This is a genomic window from Metabacillus sp. KUDC1714 (assembly GCF_014217835.1).
GTDB lineage: Bacteria > Bacillota > Bacilli > Bacillales > Bacillaceae > Metabacillus > Metabacillus rhizosphaerae.
In genome coordinates this window covers 3,674,149-3,694,098 of record NZ_CP055263.1, presented here as the reverse complement: position 1 = coordinate 3,694,098, position 19,950 = coordinate 3,674,149, and the positions used below count along the sequence as shown (strand labels likewise).

Here is a 19,950-nt window from a genome sequence, read left to right as displayed (position 1 = left end):
ATTTTTTTCGACTTGGTAGCTTGTTTGGTTTATTCCAAATTACTATGACGACTAAAAGCTTCGTTATGACCATATTCTTTTAGATTAGAATAAATTAAGCAAATACTATCAAAGACAATGTGGACAGATTGATCAAATAATGAACCGAGTGGTTGAACTGATTGAATTTCTCCATCAGCTCTATATTTTGTAGCAGCTGGTATGTGTAGTACATCACTAGAAGCCGCTGCAAGAGGTGATTCAGAATTTGTTGTAACCGCAATAACTTGGCAATTTAGTTCTTTTGCTTTTTCAGCTGTCCAAACAACACTCTTTGTTGTACCTGAACCTGAAACTGCGAGTAAGATGTCTCCTTCTGCAATCGATGGCGTAATCGTCTCACCAACAGAAAAAACATTTGCATTTAAATGCATTAATCGCATCGCAAATGATTTCCCCATAAAGCCTGAACGCCCCTCTCCAATAACAAAAATCCTTTTTGCATCTACTAGTTTAGTGGCAATTTCTTGTAAATTCTCTTCTTTTATTTGACTTAAAACGCCTTGAATTTCCAAAAAGATTTTATCTGATGTTTTCATGTTTTCTCTCTCCATTCCATTGTAACAATACTTTCTTAAACTGTTTAGCGGCCAATCGTTTATCTTTCGCTTTCGTTATGGCTGAGCCAATAATTACTACATTAGGCTGCAACTCTCTAAAACTAGCAATTGAATCGAGTGTTATTCCCCCAGCAACCGCGAGTTGTACAGTTGGATCATATATTTGTTCTGTCACGATGTTTTGCTTTCCAGCAATCTCTTGTTCATCTTTACTGACATGTGCACAGAAAATTGCTTGTTTATAATGAAACAATTCTTTTTGCTGACTATCATTTGTATTTAAAAGGTCAACCATAACCCGTTTCCCTGCTTTTTCGGCAGTTTCAATACATGCATTAATCGTCGCTGCAGGTGATACTCCCATCACAGTCGCGACATCAGCCCCAGAACGAAAACACATGTCAAATTCGTAATATGCGTTATCAATTGTCTTGATATCTGCTACAATCACTTTATTTGGAAAGGCATTTTTAAGCTTCTCAACACTTACCATTCCATATTCTTTTATTAATGAAGTGCCAACTTCAATCCAATCTATGAAACCCTCTGTCGATTTTGCAATTTCAATAGCCTCTTCAATCGTATAACGGTCTAATGCCAGTTGAATATTCATTTAATCTCCTCTTTGTCTTATTTTAATTTACTAGATTACTAAACCGATTTATGAACTTATTATAAAGGAAATGTAAGCACTTTACAATAATCGATTTATACCTAAACTTTTTAATTTTCACTCGGTTATTTTCTCAGTGTTAACTGCTGCTTGGTTGCTGAATACAAACTAAAAAAACTTGGATATCCGAGGGTAATGAAAAAGACCACTTTTTCACATTACTCGAAAATCCAAGCACTTTTTGATGATATGTCTAAGTTTAATATACTGTTTAAAAAATACATGTGATCTTTGAGCTTACTAAGATAGTAATCTTAAATAATAATCGTATTGAATGATTCTGCTTTTAATTTAAATGAGTATGTTTCCCCATTAACATCCATTTCTAGTTCCCTTGTATCCTTAAATGGATTGGCAATGACAACTACTTTCGTACCGTCTGGATTTAGAAATGCTGTCGTATTCCCCGTCCAAGGACCACTTGTTTCAATTCGTAAAGCACCTGGATTCACAAAATGAGAAAAATGCTTCATTACATAATATTCCGGATTTTTGGTCACCTTTTTCGATTCAGGGTCTACCGTAATCATAGAGTTTTGTTCCCAACCCCATGTACTTCTTCCTTTTGGTTCAAGTACCATATTCCAATAAATATACGCATTTGCTCCGTTCACGAAATAATGACGAAACAAGTTATGAACATATTGGGCATACGCCCATGTATTTTCCCCGTTTCCGCATTCATTTTCAGTTTGCATATATTTCAATTCAGGATAGCTTTGCACAGTACGTTGAATTGCATATTTTCCTGCCCATTGATAACCAACACCCTTTACATATTCGTAGGCTTTTGGATTACTAAGGACAGTGTGTGCAAATGCATCATGATCAGAGCTTGTTCCTTTCATCCACTCCTCCCAGGGTTCTGGGGCATTGATGGTTCCTAGCCAGATTTCAGCATCAATCCCGTATTTTTCAAATGCTGGACCTAAATAATCTCCGATAAATTCACGTAGCTGTTCACCTGTCCATACACATGAAGGAAACTTCTGATCTGCGACTACTTCATTTTGAACATGGATTTGATGAAGTGTGATCCCTTCCTCTTTATACGCCTGGACAAATTTTACGAAATAAAGCGCATATGCCTCCAGTACTTTTGGCTCCCAGCGTAATGTGCCGAAATTATACGCTTTCGGAAACTTCATCCATGTTGGCGGGCTCCATGGTGAAGCAAACAGCTTTAAATCTGGATTACGTTTTAATGCTTCCTTAATATAGGGAATTAAATATTTTCTATCTCGCTCAATGCTAAAATGCTCCATTTCATAATCATCTGTTGTTTCATTATGACTATACCATTCAAGTGCATAGTCGCTTGCACCAATTGGTAGTCGGCAAATCGAAAATTGGCAATCTCCATCTGGCAAAAACAGAGCATCCAATACTTGGGTGCGTCCAGCCTCTGATAAATGACTCAGCGCATCGAAGCCAAGTTCATTAAAGCAGCCACCAAATCCGTCAATGACACGCTTTGTCTCATCAGTTAACACTAAATTAGGCTTTCCTGTTTTCGCTGGTTCTGCTATCTGCTCCTGCCAATTTTGTTCTTTAGTACTTGAAATCCAATAATAACCCACGTTTTCCTCTCCTCTATTACAGTTCAAATATCATAAATGACCATGGATTTAATGTTATCGTTTCACCTTGTTTATAATGCTTTTCCGATAAAAGCTCCTCACTTTCTTCAAAAGGATACCTCATCATTTCGATATCTGCAGAATAATTAAAAATGAACTTAATTTTTCTTCCTTCATCATTTACTCCACTTTTTATTATGATCGGAAAACGGATCTCCTGTTCAGTTTCCCATATGCTCGCTCGTTTTAGCGCTTGAGCAAGAATGCCAGACATAACCTCACTAGAAACAATACATCCGATGTATGTCGCATATCCGTCTCCACACTCATTACCTGTAATCGCCGCATATTCGCCCCATGCTGGGTGATCGTATTTGGCAAAAGTTTCTGCTGTTGTGGGAGTAAGTAGCTCCATCCATGTGTGCACTTCATTCTTTGATTCATCCACTCCATACGGATTTTCCGCTAGTTGAACACGCTTTGGCTCTATAAACATCTGATACTGAACACCACAGACCTTCTCAATGATACCAGGCTGATTAGTTGTGCGAACTTTAATGTTTTCATCTGTAAATCCAGATTTAAAGGTAAAGACCGCATGGCCTCCTTTATCAACATATTGGTTTAGCCGATCCAGCAATTGATCAGAAGCAACATATAAACATGGAACGATGATCAATGAATAGTCTTCCAAATTCTCTGTTTCAGGATGAATGATGTCACACTCCACATTTAATTTGTACAACTCATCATAAATCAAACGAAGGATATCATTGTAATTTAGCTCTGATCTTTGATTAAATTTAAACCAGCTTACTCCTGTGAGAGATTCATTGCTAACGAGAATAGCTGTTTTATTTTTCTTCTTAAGATTTACTAGTTTTGGTGATAGACGTTTGAAATCTGCGCCAATAGTTTTTGCCTCATTGTACACAGGATTAGGCTTTAAATCGTGACTTAAAAGACCTTTCCAATATGTCTCAAATGAGTTATGGATTGAATGCCAATGCCAATATGCTACCATGTTAGCACCTGAAGCCACATGGCTGAAGGCCTGTAAACGCAGTTGACCAGGAAAAGGTGTCCAATGACTAAATGCCTGAGCCTCCGTTTCAAGAACAAGGTAATTTTGTTGCTTTGTTGATCGTGCAACATCACCACCAAACGAAATTTCGATTCCAGTCAAATCCTCTTGTGAAGGATGATAAATATCTACCCCTGTGATATCAAATGGTTTTGAAGCTGTAAAATGGTTTACGTTTGGCTGGACACCAAATGAGTAGCCCCTCCATTCAAAATCAAAGTTTTGTGTTATAAATTGTCCTTCATGACGATACTCTTTTACTATTTCTACTTGCCATGCTAAAAAGTCGTCTACGAGTGTACGCTGAAATTTAGAAAATTCCGCCCCAAAACTTCCATTGATTGTACCAACAACAGAAGGCATATCTTCCCATGCATGGACGTCATTGCTCCAGTAAGAGAGTCCGAACGCTTTATTTAACGCATCTGTTGTTTTAAATTTCTCTTTTAAATACTTCACGAATTGCAATTGTACATTTGGTCCACTTGTATCATAGTGCTTCGTTTCATTATCAATTTGATAGCCGATAATGGCTGGATGGTCTTTTACATTTTCCATCAATTTTCGGATAATCCGCTCAGCATAGAATAAGTAGGTTGGGCTTGTAATGTCCATAATTTGTCTGGCACCATATTTCCCCGCACCTTGTTTTGTAACAGCCAACACTTCTGGATGCTCTTTCACCATCCATGTCGGTACCGCATATGTTGGTGTGCCCACTATGACAGAAATCCCCGCTTTATGCATCGCATCTAGCACTCTATTCACAGAAGTAAAATCGAATACACCATTTTGAGGTTCATGTGTACTCCATGTTGATTCTGCAATACGAACAACATTAATACCTGCATCCTTCATCATTTGAATATCTGTTTCTAGTCGATCGTAAGGCATATATTCATCATAATATGCCACACCGTATAACAATTGTTTCATCTTCCTCTATCCTTTCTCTACTTTACTTAATCGCACCATCGGCAATTCCTTCAAGAATATACTTCTGGAAAAATGCATAGAAAACGATGACTGGCAAAGCAGTTAATACAAGTGCTGCCAAGATTTTTGGCCAGTCTGCAACATACTGTCCGAATAACATATTTATTGAAAGCATTAACGTATAGTTATTAACATCTGTTAGCATAATCAATGGCAATAAGAAGTCATTCCAAAGCCAGAGTACATTTAATACTAAAATGGTTGCTGTAATTGGTTTAAGTAAAGGAAAAATAATTCTAGTGAATATTTGAAAGTCGTTACATCCATCAATTTTCGCTGCTTCTTCCAGCTCCTTAGGAATCGATTTCACAAACCCATGATAAAGGAAGACTGCCATATTAACTCCCAAGCCAATATAAATTAGACCAAGTCCGTAAAGTGAACCTTGTAATCCTAGACCCTTTGCCATTTGGCTCAATGTAATCATAATGGAGTGAAAAGGAACAAGCATGGATGCAATGAAAAGTGTAAAAATCAGAGTGCTAAGTTTACCTGACGTTCTAGCAAGCTTGTATCCAGCAAGTGACCCGCAGAACACAATACCAGCAAGACCAATAAATGTAACAATTAATGTATTAAAGCTACTTCCTAGAAGGTTTAATTCTGTAAAAACACCGATATAGTTATCTAGTGAGAATGATTTAGGTAAGGCTAATACAGAACTGAATATTTCTCCCTGTGATTTAAATGAGTTTATAAACGCCATATAGATAGGGAAACATGAAACTATTGCAAATACAGTTAAGATCAGATTGATCGATATCGAAGCAGCACGGTTCTCCCTCATGCTTCAACCTCCTTGCGCTTTAAGATACTCACTTGTATAAGAGTAATAATTAATACAACGAGGAACAAAATCATTGCTTTGGCATTGGCATAGCCGAAACGGAAGTTATTTGAAAAGGCTTCTTCATAAATATTCAGTGCCATTACTTGTGTTGAGGTACCAGGACCACCTTGTGTTAGGGCATATACAACATCAAAAACTTTAAACGCTCCGTTTAATGTTAAGAACGAACATATTGTAATCGCATGCATAATCATTGGAATAACAACATGTTTCAATCTCTGGAACACATTGGCACCATCGATCATTGATGCTTCTTTCAATTGTTTTGGAACACCTTGTAATGCAGCCATGTATATGACCATCATGTATCCAATACCTTGCCAAAGTGATACAATTAGAATCGAGTAAAAGGATACTTTTGCATCCCCAATCCATGATTGGTCAAGTATAGAAAATAGTGCCTGCTTCGAAAGCTCAGGAAACACATTTGTAAAAATAAATGAGAACATTAATGAACTGATAATTAAGCTAATCATATTTGGCATAAAGAAAATCGTTCTAAAAAATCCCTTTGATTTCATTCTTGATTCAATTAATAAGGCTAATAACAGTGCAGCAACATTTTGAATGACAAAAATGAAAATAGTATACCGTAACGTAAACCAAAATGAATGTCTAAATGCGGGATCATCTTTAAAGGCTTCAATATAATTACTAAACCCCACAAAATTAAACGTTGGATTTAATCCGTTCCAATCCGTAAAGCTATATACTCCAGCACCAATAGTCGGTATTAAAAGAAAGACTAGATAAAAAATGAAGGCAGGTAAAACAAATAAAATTAAACTTAGGTGACCGCTCTTTGTTTTTAACTTTTTCTTTTTAGTTGTCACTTCTTTAATAGGTACATTCAATTCTTGTACTTGCATTTGTTTTCATTCCTTTCATTCTATTTTTCTCACATAAGGAGAAGGGGTCTGATTCTAAGTTAAAACAGCCCCCTCACTTGTTTATCGATAATCTATTATTTGTTTATTTTGTTATATTCCTGCCACGCGCGATCCAATCCTTCAATAACTTCCTCTTTAGAGGCATCGCCAGCATAGTAGCTTTGAAGCAATTTTTCAGAAGCAGATTTAACGGCTGCTGGAATTATTGGATCCTGATATACTTTACCTTCTTCAACATATTTCATTGAATCTTCCAACCACGGATATGGTTCAAATGTATGAACATCTGAAATTGGATTAAATCCTAAACTTTCATAGAAAGCACTCGAATCTTGTTCATCTAGAATGTAATTCACAAAATCCTTTGCTACGTCTTTAACGTTACTTACTTTTGAAACTGCTAGAGATGTAGACGTACTTAAATCGATAAGCGTTGCGTTCGGATCGTCGTTAATCGGTAATGCAGCGACACCAAAGTTAAATTTTTCATTTGTCGCTAACATTGATTCTGCCATCCATGGTCCTTGAACCCACATTGCTGCTTCACCACTTGCGAAAGCTGCTGCACCCTGATCCTGGCCTACTTCAAATGGTCTGTCCGTTCCATGAGCATCGACAAGATCAATAATCTCAAACATGTCTTTCAAGTCAGCAAATGATCCTTTATCTGCATTCATACTGTCAACAAACCCTTTGTTTGTTGTACTTTCAAGGGCACCTACTGTTAATGGAAGGAACAGCTGTGGAATGTATGAATCTTTATAAGCACGAATAAATGGCGTTATTCCTTTGTCCTCAAGAGTTTTTATAACCGCTTTCATTTCTGTGATTGTCTTTGGTATCTCAATACCATTTTCTTCAAAAATATCTTTATTGAAAATAAATCCCCATTGTAGTGTTTCCAAAGGCACTGCAAGAACTTTACCATCTTTTGTGACTGCAGGAGAAACAGTGTCATATAGCTTTTCTGCAAATGGTTCTTCTGATAAATCCTCTAAGTAACCTGCTTTATCATATACTGGAATATCATTGACTGCATGAAGACCAAATACATCCGGACTGTCACCAGAGGCAAGTCGTGTTTTCAATAATTGATCTGCCTCGTTAACACTTGGTAATTCAAGCTTAACTGTGACATCTATTCCATTTTCTTCTTTTTGTTTTTTTACAAACTGATCAATGTATGTTTCATATTGTTCTTTAAAACGAGGCTGTCCAATAAATACTTTTAATTCTACTTTTTTTCCATCTCCCCCACTTGCTTCACTCGAAGAACCGCTCCCCGGTGCTTTACAACCTGCTAGTAGACTTGCGAATAAAACAGTAACTAAAAATAATGTAAGCGCTTTTTTCATTAGTAACTCCCCTTTCTTTTTTTAATCATAAACTGTTTTTTCCTATTATTAAATTGACAATATTAACGCTTACATTTGCACTATTTTAACTTTTCCGAATTCCTCCTGGAGACGTACCATAGTACTTTTTAAATACACGATAAAAATAAGAAACGTCTTCATAGCCAATCATTTCAGCAATTGTTTTATATTGAAGCGTTGTTGTCGTTATGAGTTCTTTAGCTTTTTCCATCCGTGAAGAGATAATATACTCTGTAACATTACATCCATACCTTTTTTTAAAAGCAGTTGTTAAATATTCCTTACTAACAAAATACTTCTTTGCAATAATTTCAAGCGACATATTGGACGAGGTAAAATAATCATCAATATATTGTTTAATATCGTCCAAATTTATTTTTGTTTTTTGTTTACTGATCTCTACTATTTTTAAAATGACATGTTCACCAATGATAAGTTGAGTCTTCAGTTCATCTTCAATTGTTCGATTTTGCTGGTAGCTTAATTGATTCCGGTCTAATCCTAAATCTTCTAAACTTAGCTTTTGGACTTTCATTACTTCTTCTAGAAGTAATAGAAACTCTTGATGCAAATGAAAAATAAACGCTGTATCCTGCTTTAATTCATCATCTAATCCCTTAAGAAATTGATGAATACTATTAGAAAACTGAGAGACATTTAATTCCTTTAAAGAAAAAGTAATTGTATGACGAAAAGGCTCAATCAATTCTTCTATTTCAGGACGTGTCACTGCAAATAATTGATACCCCATTTTCTGCTGCTCCATTTTTCCCTTTTCAAATAAAGCTTTCATCAGGGCATTATTGAGCTCAGTTTCATCCACTGGTTTTGGTAAATATTCAATTACTCGTGACTTAATGGCTTGTCTCGTATATACAAAATCCTGATAACCACTCAATACAATAACCGGAAGATCCGGATATTCTTTTTCTAGCACTTCAAGTAACCTGATACCATCGATACCTGGCATTTTCATATCTGTTATCACAAAATCTGGCCGTATTGTCTTCATTATCTCAATTGCTTCTTCTCCATTTGTTGCCTCAATTATATGTTCAATTTTTAATGACTTTAGATCAATTACCGCTTTGACTGTTTCTCTAGTCCAGATTTCATCATCGACTATTAATAAAGTACTCATTTCGTTCACATCCATTTTTTATGATAGATAGAGGATAGTGACCGCCCCTTTCCCTCTATATGAAAATCATTTAAATGATAGTTGAGTTGAATGCTTGATAGGTATGCTTCATCAAAATTAAGCTTGTCGTATACTCCACTTCTTAGATCGTAGAATAATTACTCCATTAGATTTTTGAAAGGGATTGTTAAAATTACTTTTGTATATTCTGATTCCTTACTGTAAAGTTCTATTCCATATTCCTTTCCAAAATAAAGCTTCATTCTAGCATCTACATTCTTCAATCCGATACTTCTATTTTGTGTATCAACATCTAATGCCAGTTTTCTATTTACTTCATCTAATGTATGCTTTGACATGCCAACACCGTTATCTTCTATCACAATTTCAATATCATCAAATACCTTTTGAATATCAATTTTAATCGTTCCTCTTTCAATTTTAGACTCAAAGCCGTGTTTAAATGAGTTTTCAATAATAGGCTGGAGAGATAAAAGTGGTATGCTTACTTGATTAACAGCTTCATCCACAAAAAGTTGGATTGATATACTCTCACCGAATCTTACCTTTTGAATATAGAGATAATTTTTCAAATGGCTTACTTCTTCACGAATAAATACTAGGTCGCCTCGTTTATTTGTAATATAGCGAAACATTAATGCAAGTCGCTGTGTCATATCATAGATTTCCTTTGCATTTTTTTTTAATGCCATCCCCCCGATAACTTGAAGTGTGTTGTATAGAAAATGTGGATTAATTTGGGCTTGCAGAGCGAGAAACTGTGCATCTCGGTTTTCCATTTCACGCTTATAATCCATTTCAATCAAGTCTTTGATACGTTCGATCATATCTTTATATTTTCTATATAGGAGACCAATCTCATCTGAACGATTTGCTACAATATTCACACTAAAGTTATTTTCTTCAACATGCTCCATTGTTTTAGAAAGGGCTACTATGGGTTTTGCGACTTGATTTGAAACAATAATTGATAAAAGAATCGTTAATAAAATAGAAATAACAAGTATAACAACCCCTGATTGACCAATATAAACGGCCCCTATCATCATCACTTCTTTCGGCACCACTTTTAATAAATGAATCTGATCATTCATCATGTGTTGGATAAAATAATAATCCTTGTCTTTTATTATATATTTTTCTCCATGTGAAGTAGTTAATTGCTCGCCAATTTCTCTGGTAAACTTCTTTAAACTGAGATGACCTGGATTGTAAAGAGGATTCCCCTGAGAATCAAGGATTAATACGTATTCACCTTCATTACTCTGCAGGTTTTCTGCAATATGGTTCATAAATGAAAACATCACTTGAATTTCAATTTCCCCTACAAGCTTTTGATCTTCAAAACGATAAATATTACGTGTAAAAGAAAAACTGTTTTTTGCAAGATCGACATCAAAAACAGCATCTTTATTATCCTGCTTTTTCGGAGATTCCAAGTTATTGCTTATATAAAAATCGTTCTTTTCAACTTTGTATAATAAATGATCTTCATAGGACACTAGTGATACTGATAAAATATCATTACTTCCATTATATAGTCCGAATAGTTTATCTTTAATATAAGACTGAGTATTAAATTTATTCAAAGTGCTAAGGTTATCAACAGTCGTAATACTTGGTACTAATTTCTCATCTACAAGAGCTGAAAACAAAAATTCATCGTACCAGTTTATTTGTTCTTCTATGTAGCTGCTAGAAAGCTCCATTCTTGAGAGATTCGAACTGATTTCCGATGATTCAACTGCTCCTCTAGAAATATGGGTTGAAATCAGCATAAAAATTAAAAGAGGAACCATCATAACAAGAAGCAGGGTTCCCATTAACTTACGCTTAATGCTCTCGAGAATGTATTTATTAAAATAATAGTTAATTCTGCTTCGTATTCTCATATGGAACCTCCATTGGGCAAAAGTTTCTAAATAACATTATATAGGATTTATTTGTACATAGTTTAGCTAGAATTATATTATTTACATGTATTCCCAAGGAAAGGTTATTAATATATTAAAAACCTTTCGATAAATTATAGAACAAAAAGACAAACAAAAAAGCTTGAAGTAATTAGCATTCAAGCCTTTTGCACTGTTACTTTTCATTATGTTTGTTGCCGTAGCTTAGTGGCTATATCAGTTACGTTGCTTTGTTTTATGATGTTATTCTCATTATCCTTAGCAATTATTTTTATTTGTTCGATTAGTGATTCTCTTAACCACAGTGTGTTTAGGATAGAAACGATTGCTCCAAGTATGACGATGATTGAGATTTCTAAAATCCGATTACCTCTTGTTTCCCACATATCAGCTCGCCCCTTTTACAGTATTTGTAAATAGATTGTCTCATTTTACTTCATTCTATTCCCATTCAGTTTCGTAACACTATTCGAACGATGTTTTCGTAGATTCCCTAATGAAAAGTTCACAAGAAAACACTGTATCTTTTGGATTTACTTCTTCTTTGTTAATTTGTTTTAATAGCAGTTCTGCTGCCTTCAGTCCCATTTCCTGTGAAGGCTGGCTTATCGTTGTTACTGATGGATTGACGAGGTCAGCAAATGGAATATTATCGAAAACGACTAAACCAAGCTGCTCACCAATTTTGATCCTGCTTGCTTTAGCAAATTTCAACACTTCCAAAAAGACTAGGTCATTTCCAGCAACCAAAGCAGTCGGTGGGTCTTGTAATGAAAAAAGGTTATCAAGTTCTGATCCCATAGACTTTATCTCAGTGCTAATCATATATTCTTCTATAATAGGTATATTATTTTCCTTCAGCGCATCCATATACCCTTGTTTCCGTTCGAGTCTAGTTGAAATCGTTAGTGACTCAGTTACAATTGCGATTTTCTTATGACCCTTTTCAATTAAATGCTCTACTGCACGCATCGTAGCTTCCCGATTGTTTACGACAACTGATGGAGCAATAATCCCCTTTACTTTGCGGTCCATAAGGACAACTGGGTAACCAGTCTTCAGCATACTTTTGTATAGCTCCACGTTTTGGCCGGTTGGAAAAATGATCAACCCATCCACTTGTTTTGCACGAAGCATTTCAATGTATTTACGTTCCTTTTCTGGGTCATTATCGGCATTACAAATAATCGCGTTCATCTCATGTTCATTAAAATAATCCTCTAATGACCGGCACACTTCTGTTGAATAACGATGCATGATATTTGCGACAATAATGCCTACCATTGACGTGCGTTTTTGCTTTAAGCTTCTTGCAACATGGTTAGGCTGATATCCTAGATCGTTGATTGCTGCTTCAACTTTGACTCTTGTTTCTTGACTCATATATTCATATCGCTTATTTAAATATTGTGAAACCGTGCTTTTTGAAACTCCTGCCCTTTTAGCAACATCTGCCATTGTAATTGCCATGAAATCTTCCTCTTTTTACTATTATTTCTTTCATTTTATCTTTTAATGGTGGATTTAGCCAGCAAGAACATAAAAAGAGGATGACTCAAAAAATAGTCATCCTCTTCTATTATCCATTTTGTTTAAATTGACAATTATGCAATCGCTTTAACATTTTTAGCATCAATCTGCTTTTTTGCAGCATTCACCGCCAAAATTGTTAAAATTGCAGAAAGAAATAATGATCCTGCCATAAAGATATAGGATGCGCCAAAGCCTCCGGTTGCACCATTTAAATACCCGACAACATAGGATCCGGCGAATGATCCTAATGCTCCCATGCTGTTAATTAAGGCCATCGCACCTCCAGCAACATTACGAGGAAGAATTTCTGGAATGATCGCAAAGAACGGTCCGTATGGAGCATACATTGCACCACCAGCGATTACTAACAAGACGAATGATAACCAGAAGTTGGTTGTTCCGACTAGATAAGAGCCATAGAATGCAAGTGCTCCAATTAATAAAAATGGCCAAACAAATGCTTTTCTGTTTTGCAATTTGTCTGAGAAATGTGAGGCAGTTAACATTAAAACAATTGATAAGATATAAGGAACCGCAGATAACCACCCAGTTTTAATAATATCCATGTTTGGTGCGGCATTTAGAATTGATGGAAGCCACATAACGAATCCGTAAACCCCTACACTCCACAACGCATATTGTGCGCACAGCAAGATAACGGCTTTAGACTTGAACGCTTCAGCATAGTTTTTAACTGGTTTTAATCCTTGTTGCTCCTTTTCAAGTTCTTCATGCAGAAGTGCTTTCTCACGCTCTGAAAGCCATTTTGCATCCTTAGGCTCGTCATTGACAATTTTCCACCATATGAACGCCCAAATGACTGCAGGTAAACCTTCAATAATAAACATCCATCTCCAGCCATACGCTTCTAAAAGATAACCAGAAACGATCGACATCCATAAAACAGTTGCTGGATTACCTAGAATTAAAAATGTATTCGCACGAGACCTTTCTGCCTTTGTAAACCAATGGCTCAAGAACACAAGCATTGCTGGCATAACAGCGCTTTCTACAACCCCAAGCGTAAACCTGATTACAAATAGCCAACCAACATTACTAACAAGACCAGTCGCTGTCGCAAGTCCTCCCCATAAAATCAATGACCAGAAAACAAGTTTTTTTGCACTTTTATTTTCCGCATAATGTGCTCCTGGAATTTGAAAAAAGAAATAGCCTAGGAAAAACAAGGAGCCTAATAAGGATGAGATCGCAGGAGTGATTTGCAAGTCCTGAGCCATACCTGCAGCCGCACCAAAACCATAGTTTGCACGATCTAAGTATGCTAAGCTGTAAGTAATAAACACAATCGGAATTAAACGAAGCCATCTTTGTTTTGCTAATGTTTTCTGCATGTTAATTCACTCCTTGTAAATGTTTTTTCATATATTGGTCTAATTGGTGACTAGAAGGATAGCCATCATTGTCTCCAGGAGATTGAACGGCTAATGCTCCAATCGCATTCCCCCTCATGACAGACTCACGGATTGGGAGATTTTTCAGTAAACCACTAATAACCCCAACAGCAAATCCATCACCTGCACCAACAGTATCGATAACATTCTCAACATTATACCCTTTAATTGTACCTTCGTGGTTTAAGGTTTTATAATAAGCCCCTTCCTCACCAAGCTTGATAATGACTAACTTCACTCCTTTATCCAAATAAAAGGAGGCAATGTCCTGAGGTGCACTAAAGCCAGTTAATATACCACCTTCTAATATACCCGGAAGAAAAGTGTCTGTTTTAAACGCAATTTCATTTATCGCTTTCACCATTTCTGCTTTTGAATTCCACAGCGATGGACGTAAATTTGGATCAAATGAAACAGTCCGATTGTTCTTTTTCATATACTCAAGAGCGTATTTCGCAAATTCTCTCGTTTGATTTGATAGGGCTAAGGGAATTCCAGTCATATGCAGATGATTCGCTCTTAAGAAATACTCTTCTTGAAAGTCGTTTACTCCCATTTGACTTGCAGCAGAGCCTTTACGAAAATATTGAACCTCAGGATCGCCAACAACCACTTTTGATTTTACTTGAAAGCCTGTCGGAAAGTGTTCATCCACTAAAACATGGTCAATATTTACATTCTCTTCTTTCAGTCGTTGAATAATAAATTTCCCGAACGAATCATTGCCAACCTTGCTAGCCCACCCTGAGCCGAATCCTAATCTAGCCAAGCCGATTGCGACATTGGTTTCCGCACCAGCTAGACTACGCGTATAGTGATTCACTTCATGCAATGGCCCCTGCTCATCTGCGATAAACATTGCCATAGCTTCACCAAATGTAATAACATCTAAATTTTGCATATGATTTCCCCACTTTCTCTTTCTACTGCATTTTGAACCATTTCTATATAATGTTTTGTTTTAGAGATAGGATCAATTGGAAACTCAATTGCCTTTGTCAAGGATGCTGGAAATTGATTGACGATTTGTCTCCACTCTCCATTTTTGTCATCTGGAAGTGGCAAAGTAACTAGTCCGTTCTTAACCGTTTCAACATGTTTGAGATGCAGATACACAACATATGGGGCAAGCTGTTCAACAGCATAATGAACATTTTGTTCGGTATAATACCAGTTGCCTGTATCAAATGTCATTTTTACAGGTATTCCATAAAGCGAAGCGCTTTCAAAGAAAGCCTTTAATCGTTCTACATTTCCGCCATGCATCGTTTGGTCGTTTTCAACAAGTAATTGTATGGGTTCATTTTCATCATTAAGCTCTTCTAAAAACTGTTTTAATTCAATACAATTTGATCTTTCAGTTTGATAATGACCTAAAGAGGTTTTCACCCATGATGCTCCAAGATTTCTTGCTTCTACAAAGTTCCTTCGAAGGATTTCTTCATTTAATTGTGCACCTGAATTCCATAATTCTATTGGAGCCGAAAAAACGGTAAATAGCTTGAATTTTTCAACCTCCATTTTTATTTTTTCAAGTGGCAGATATCCTTCAGGAAACAATTCCCTACGAATCTCAATGCCATAAGAACCTGCAAGGGCAATTTCTTCAATAAATGATTCCTGCCCTTTCTCTAAAACTTCATTTCTATTAAAAGCATTTAAAGGAACTATTACATTATTCATTTGTAAATCCTTTCTAATCGTTTATAAATCGGTTTAGTAAATCGGTTTATAAACAGTATAAAATAAGTGTAAGCGCTTTTCAAGTAGAATATTTATTTTTTGTTTTTTACAGTTTCTATGTCTGGCGCTACTGTCCCTCAAATTTTAAGCGCATATTAGAAAAACTTGGCTTGTCGCCAAGTCTTAATGGAAAAAGCCCTTAGTTTTTCTTATATTATCAACCATAAAATATAATTTCTGATAGTATAAAAAAACTGAACCATTATCTGTAATTTCTAAAGATAATGGTTCAGGTTTTAGGGACTAGATTCAACTCGTATTTTGCTACTTTAATATCATTTTTAATCACTAGTAATCTCATTAGGATCTGTTTAACTATCATTTGATAGCTGATTTTCTAATTCCTTTTGCTTCCTCAGCTCTTCTCTAAATTTTTCTTGCTCGTCTTTAAAGGTTAGATATTCCTTAGCTTTGAGGTCTGCTTGTTTTTTTAATTGATAGACTTCGCTTGTCTTGTAGACTTCATTGTTAAAGTGTAGTGGTGAGATTTGAACTCCTTGACGAGATGATTCTTGGAGTTGCCGAAACAAGGTTGTGACATATTGTTCGTCTGCTTCAGTTGTTTGGTATTCTGTTTTAAGTTCATGATCTAAGTTATCCAATGCACGTATCGTGTCTCTGCGCATCATTTCTGCACGATCAGTACTCTCTTCAAAACGGGCTTTTGAAAATACTTCAAGTTCAATCAGGTCATCAATTTGTTTAAAAATAGAAGTTAGTGTGGAGTGTTGGGCTAAAACGATTTCTTCTGAGAGGTTAGCAGAATGGGGTAGTCCATCTTCAAGAAATGGGATATGAATCATTGTGTCTCCAGCTAAGTCCCTAGCCTCGGTTGTACCACCGATTCCATTAAAAAATGAGATTCGTTTAGTTATAAGAGAAATCCATGCTTCTATAACGTCAATTTGTGCTAGATAAAATTCTTTTATGGCAGTAGCTCCCTCTCCCGTAAAGTTTTCATCAAGATTCACAACATCCTGACATTTCTGTTTTAATTGTTCAAGATTATCATGAAGTTCATGGTACTGCCTAGCCCTTGCTTCCATGGAATCTACTAATGTCTTTGCATCAAAAACTTTCACAGGTACCTTTCCCTTCTTTGATCTTCAGATACAATTATACATTGGTGTTTCCACTATTCACATGAACCATTTTTCCTTACCTTTCCTACGTTCAACAGTACTATTTTTCAAACGATTCATTTATTTCTTTTAAAAAGTAGGAGATAAGTATGTGACGTAAAGGTTTCTAATTAATATGCATACCCGTATGCAAAAACAACTATTTACTGTAGGCTGTTAGTTTCTTTTTTTACTTTTAATGGACTCCACATGGAATAATCAAGGGCTAATGAATTTATAAAATAGGTAAACATCTTCACTTATCCTACTTCACACCAATCAACAATGGTTAATGCAATTATCTCTGCAACTTCAAACACTTTGTCAATTTCAATATATTCATTTGGAAAATGTGCTTTTTCAGTTACACCCGGTCCAAAAACGATTGTTGGAGTAAATCCAACCTTAGTTAATAGACCTCCGTCTGTCCCCCATGGAGATGCTTCAACAATTGGTGCAAAACCTAAAACCTTTTGATAGCAAGATGTCAATTTTTCAACTAATACATGCTCGATGTCAATTGCACCTGGAACCCACCTTGCACCAAACCAGTCGAGAGTAACGGGATGTTCATTAAACCATGGATCCAGTTCTTTTAATGTTAAGAGCCAGCTTTCCATCTCATGTTTTGCTTCTTCCATCGATTCCTCAGGAGAGATACCCATTCGCCCTTCTAGCTTCACACGATCAGCAACAGATGAGGGCCAATCTCCGCCCGCAATTTTTCCAATATTGATCGGAATTGGGATTGGAATGTTACTATATAGCGGGTCATTAATCCTCTCATTTCTACGTTTTTCTAGCTCGCGAATATGTTCTACAACAAGAAATGCTTTTTCAATTGCACTTACACCTTCATAGCGTGTACCGCCATGAGCTGAAAGGCCTTTCACTTGAATTTGAAACCACATTGACCCTTGTTGTTTAGGGAAGATTTTCATATTAGTCGGTTCGGGAATAATCGCCGCATCTGCCTTATAACCTCGTAAAATTGCAGCCAATGTGCCTAAACCGCCGCTTTCCTCCTCAATCACACTTTGAAAAATAACATCTCCTTTTAAAGGAATTCCAAGGGCACGAAGCGCAGATAAAGCTAAAAGAAGTGAAACATTGCCACCTTTCATATCGGTGGCACCACGTCCATATAGTTTCCCATCAATGATTTTTCCACTATAAGGGGCATGTTCCCATTGTTCTAAGTCTCCTTCAGGAACAACATCTATATGACCATTTAATATAAGGGAACGTCCTTCACCTGTTCCTTTTAAAATGCCGACAACATTTGGACTGCCAATAAACTCCTGCCGAGACGAGGAAAAATCAGGATGTTTGCTTAATTCGTTCCCATCAGGCTCCCAGACATCAACCTTTAATCCAATTTTATGCAATGTTTTAATGACAACCTTTTGTGCTTGCTGTTCATTTCCCTGTATACTATCAGCTTGCACTAATTTCTGTAGGAGCTTGACACCATGTTCTCGGTTAGATGTTAGCCATTGATTAATCTGAGTTTGTAACATTGAACGCTCATCACTCACTCTACTCTCCTCCTTATAAGAGTTCCAATTTAGGTAACAGTTTTGATCTCTTCAGAAATCATCAATGGTGCGTCCGTTTTAAGCGTGACTTCTTCTGCTGTAAAGGGTGCCATAACTTCTTTTAATAACAGCCCCTTATCTGTTACTTCAATTACAGCCATATCTGTAATGATCATACTGACACACTCTTTTGCGGTTAAAGGCAAAGTACAGGTCTTCAAAATTTTCGGTTCACCTTTTTTATTACAATGATTCATCACCACAATTACTTTTTTCGCTTTTTTAGCAAGCTCCATCGCCCCACCAATTCCCGGTACTCTTTTTCCTGGAACAATCCAATTTGCCAAATCACCTTTTTCACTTACTTCAAGCCCACCAAGTATCGTTATATCCAAATAACCTGAACGAATCATCCCAAATGCAGTAGCACTGTCAAAATAAGAAGCCCCAGGGACAATTGTTACTGGAAATCCTCCAGCATTACATAATGTTGGATCCTCTTCACCCTTATCTGGTGATTTACCCATTCCAAGTATTCCATTCTCCGCATGGAACATCACATAAACGTTATGTGAAAGGTGATTAGGAACTAGTGAAGGAATCCCAATTCCTAAATTGACAATCATGCCGTCTTTAATTTCCTTTGCTGCTCGTTTTGCAATTCGGTTTCTTATATCATGACCCATGCTCATTTCCTATCACTCCTATGCACAAAGTTCTACACTGCCTTTCTTCGACAATTTCTTACAAAACTCGGGTGGTGACAGGCACTCACTTATTCCCACGCCCACTTCCAATCAACCCCAGAACTCTGTACAACAAGATCCACATATATCCCTGGTGTAACGATCCTTTCTGGATCAAGCTCACCTATCTCAACAATTTCTTCGACCTCGGCAATTGTATATCTCCCTGCCATTGCTACTAATGGGTTGGTGTTACGGGCGCTCGTTTCATAGATTAGATTGCCAAAAGTATCGGCCTTTTTCGCGTAGACAATTGCGATATCAGCTGTTAGTGCTGATTCAAGTAAATACTCCCGGCCGTTAACCGTCACCTTTTGCTTCCCTTCCTCTACCATACTATCAAGCCCAATATCTGTTAAAATCCCAGCGAGACCAACGCCGCCCGCACGAATCCGTTCAGCTAAAGTTCCTTGTGGTGAAAATTCAACCTCCATTTTCCCCTCCATCATTAATTGACCTGCGACTGGATTTGAGCCAATATGTGAAACGATTAGTCTATTTGCTCTACCTTGACTCACCAGCCGGCCAATTCCGATGTCAGGAAATCCGCTATCATTTCCAATCAAGGTTAAATCGTTAACTCCTTTTTCAAGGATTCCATTTATAACTGTTGGAGGATTACCGATTCCTCCGAATCCGCCGAACATGATGGTACATCCATCTTGGATATGGACCATTGCATCTTCAATGCTGCCAACTTTATTGATTGATCTCTTTGGAGGTGTTGTCATCAC

At 36.6% G+C, this 19,950-nt stretch carries 18 protein-coding genes; all 18 read right to left on the bottom strand.

Features of this window, described 5'->3' with window-relative positions; translation table 11 throughout:
• Positions 1-29: 29 nt before the first annotated feature.
• Positions 30-578: a 6-phospho-3-hexuloisomerase gene (gene hxlB / locus HUW50_RS16940; RefSeq protein WP_066325497.1), complete on the bottom strand. Its 549-nt coding sequence runs from the start codon at positions 576-578 to the stop codon at positions 30-32.
• Positions 562-1,212 (bottom strand): 3-hexulose-6-phosphate synthase, encoded by a 651-nt coding sequence (hxlA, locus tag HUW50_RS16935; RefSeq protein WP_066325487.1) that lies wholly within the window; start codon positions 1,210-1,212, stop codon positions 562-564. Before hxlA ends, hxlB begins: the two co-directional genes overlap by 17 nt.
• Positions 1,213-1,526: 314 nt before the next feature.
• Positions 1,527-2,852 carry a glycoside hydrolase family 30 protein gene (locus HUW50_RS16930; RefSeq protein ID WP_066325484.1) on the bottom strand — a complete coding sequence of 442 codons (1,326 nt, stop codon included), beginning with the start codon at positions 2,850-2,852 and terminating at the stop codon, positions 1,527-1,529.
• Between the two features lie 16 nt (positions 2,853-2,868).
• Complete coding sequence (locus HUW50_RS16925) at positions 2,869-4,872, bottom strand: beta-galactosidase (RefSeq protein WP_185653065.1); 2,004 nt, start codon at positions 4,870-4,872, stop codon at positions 2,869-2,871.
• 22 nt (positions 4,873-4,894) lie between these two features.
• Positions 4,895-5,719 (bottom strand): carbohydrate ABC transporter permease, encoded by an 825-nt coding sequence (locus HUW50_RS16920; protein ID WP_066325468.1) that lies wholly within the window; start codon positions 5,717-5,719, stop codon positions 4,895-4,897.
• On the bottom strand, positions 5,716-6,651 hold the full coding sequence (locus HUW50_RS16915; RefSeq protein WP_083964437.1) for a carbohydrate ABC transporter permease: 936 nt from the start codon (positions 6,649-6,651) through the stop codon (positions 5,716-5,718). The genes HUW50_RS16920 and HUW50_RS16915 overlap by 4 nt, the downstream gene beginning before the upstream one ends.
• Before the next feature lie 95 nt (positions 6,652-6,746).
• Positions 6,747-8,027, bottom strand: coding sequence for an ABC transporter substrate-binding protein (locus HUW50_RS16910; RefSeq protein ID WP_066325458.1), 1,281 nt, complete (start codon positions 8,025-8,027; stop codon positions 6,747-6,749).
• Positions 8,028-8,112: 85 nt separating this feature from the next.
• The gene (locus HUW50_RS16905; RefSeq protein ID WP_066325455.1) at positions 8,113-9,189 is read right to left on the bottom strand and encodes a response regulator transcription factor; all 1,077 of its coding nucleotides are present in this window, start codon (positions 9,187-9,189) and stop codon (positions 8,113-8,115) included.
• 158 nt (positions 9,190-9,347) lie between these two features.
• Positions 9,348-11,102 carry a cache domain-containing sensor histidine kinase gene (locus HUW50_RS16900; RefSeq protein ID WP_185653064.1) on the bottom strand — a complete coding sequence of 585 codons (1,755 nt, stop codon included), beginning with the start codon at positions 11,100-11,102 and terminating at the stop codon, positions 9,348-9,350.
• A gap of 206 nt (positions 11,103-11,308) precedes the next feature.
• Positions 11,309-11,509: a hypothetical protein gene (locus HUW50_RS16895; RefSeq protein WP_066325448.1), complete on the bottom strand. Its 201-nt coding sequence runs from the start codon at positions 11,507-11,509 to the stop codon at positions 11,309-11,311.
• A gap of 79 nt (positions 11,510-11,588) precedes the next feature.
• A complete protein-coding gene (locus HUW50_RS16890) occupies positions 11,589-12,593 on the bottom strand; it encodes a LacI family DNA-binding transcriptional regulator (protein ID WP_185653063.1) in 1,005 nt (334 codons plus the stop codon).
• 134 nt (positions 12,594-12,727) lie between these two features.
• A complete protein-coding gene (locus tag HUW50_RS16885; RefSeq protein WP_066325446.1) occupies positions 12,728-14,008 on the bottom strand; it encodes an MFS transporter in 1,281 nt (426 codons plus the stop codon).
• A 1-nt stretch (position 14,009) separates the two neighbouring features.
• Complete coding sequence (locus HUW50_RS16880; RefSeq protein ID WP_066325443.1) at positions 14,010-14,969, bottom strand: sugar kinase; 960 nt, start codon at positions 14,967-14,969, stop codon at positions 14,010-14,012.
• Complete coding sequence (locus HUW50_RS16875) at positions 14,957-15,751, bottom strand: sugar phosphate isomerase/epimerase family protein (protein ID WP_066325441.1); 795 nt, start codon at positions 15,749-15,751, stop codon at positions 14,957-14,959. The genes HUW50_RS16880 and HUW50_RS16875 overlap by 13 nt, the downstream gene beginning before the upstream one ends.
• A gap of 371 nt (positions 15,752-16,122) precedes the next feature.
• Positions 16,123-16,893, bottom strand: a complete 771-nt coding sequence (locus HUW50_RS16870; RefSeq protein WP_066325438.1) for a T7SS effector LXG polymorphic toxin — start codon at positions 16,891-16,893, stop codon at positions 16,123-16,125.
• 299 nt (positions 16,894-17,192) lie between these two features.
• The gene (locus HUW50_RS16865; RefSeq protein ID WP_066326269.1) at positions 17,193-18,452 is read right to left on the bottom strand and encodes a peptidase; all 1,260 of its coding nucleotides are present in this window, start codon (positions 18,450-18,452) and stop codon (positions 17,193-17,195) included.
• 47 nt (positions 18,453-18,499) lie between these two features.
• Positions 18,500-19,162: a 3-oxoacid CoA-transferase subunit B gene (locus HUW50_RS16860; protein ID WP_066325436.1), complete on the bottom strand. Its 663-nt coding sequence runs from the start codon at positions 19,160-19,162 to the stop codon at positions 18,500-18,502.
• An 83-nt stretch (positions 19,163-19,245) separates the two neighbouring features.
• Complete coding sequence (locus HUW50_RS16855) at positions 19,246-19,947, bottom strand: 3-oxoacid CoA-transferase subunit A (RefSeq protein ID WP_066326263.1); 702 nt, start codon at positions 19,945-19,947, stop codon at positions 19,246-19,248.
• Positions 19,948-19,950: the final 3 nt, after the last annotated feature.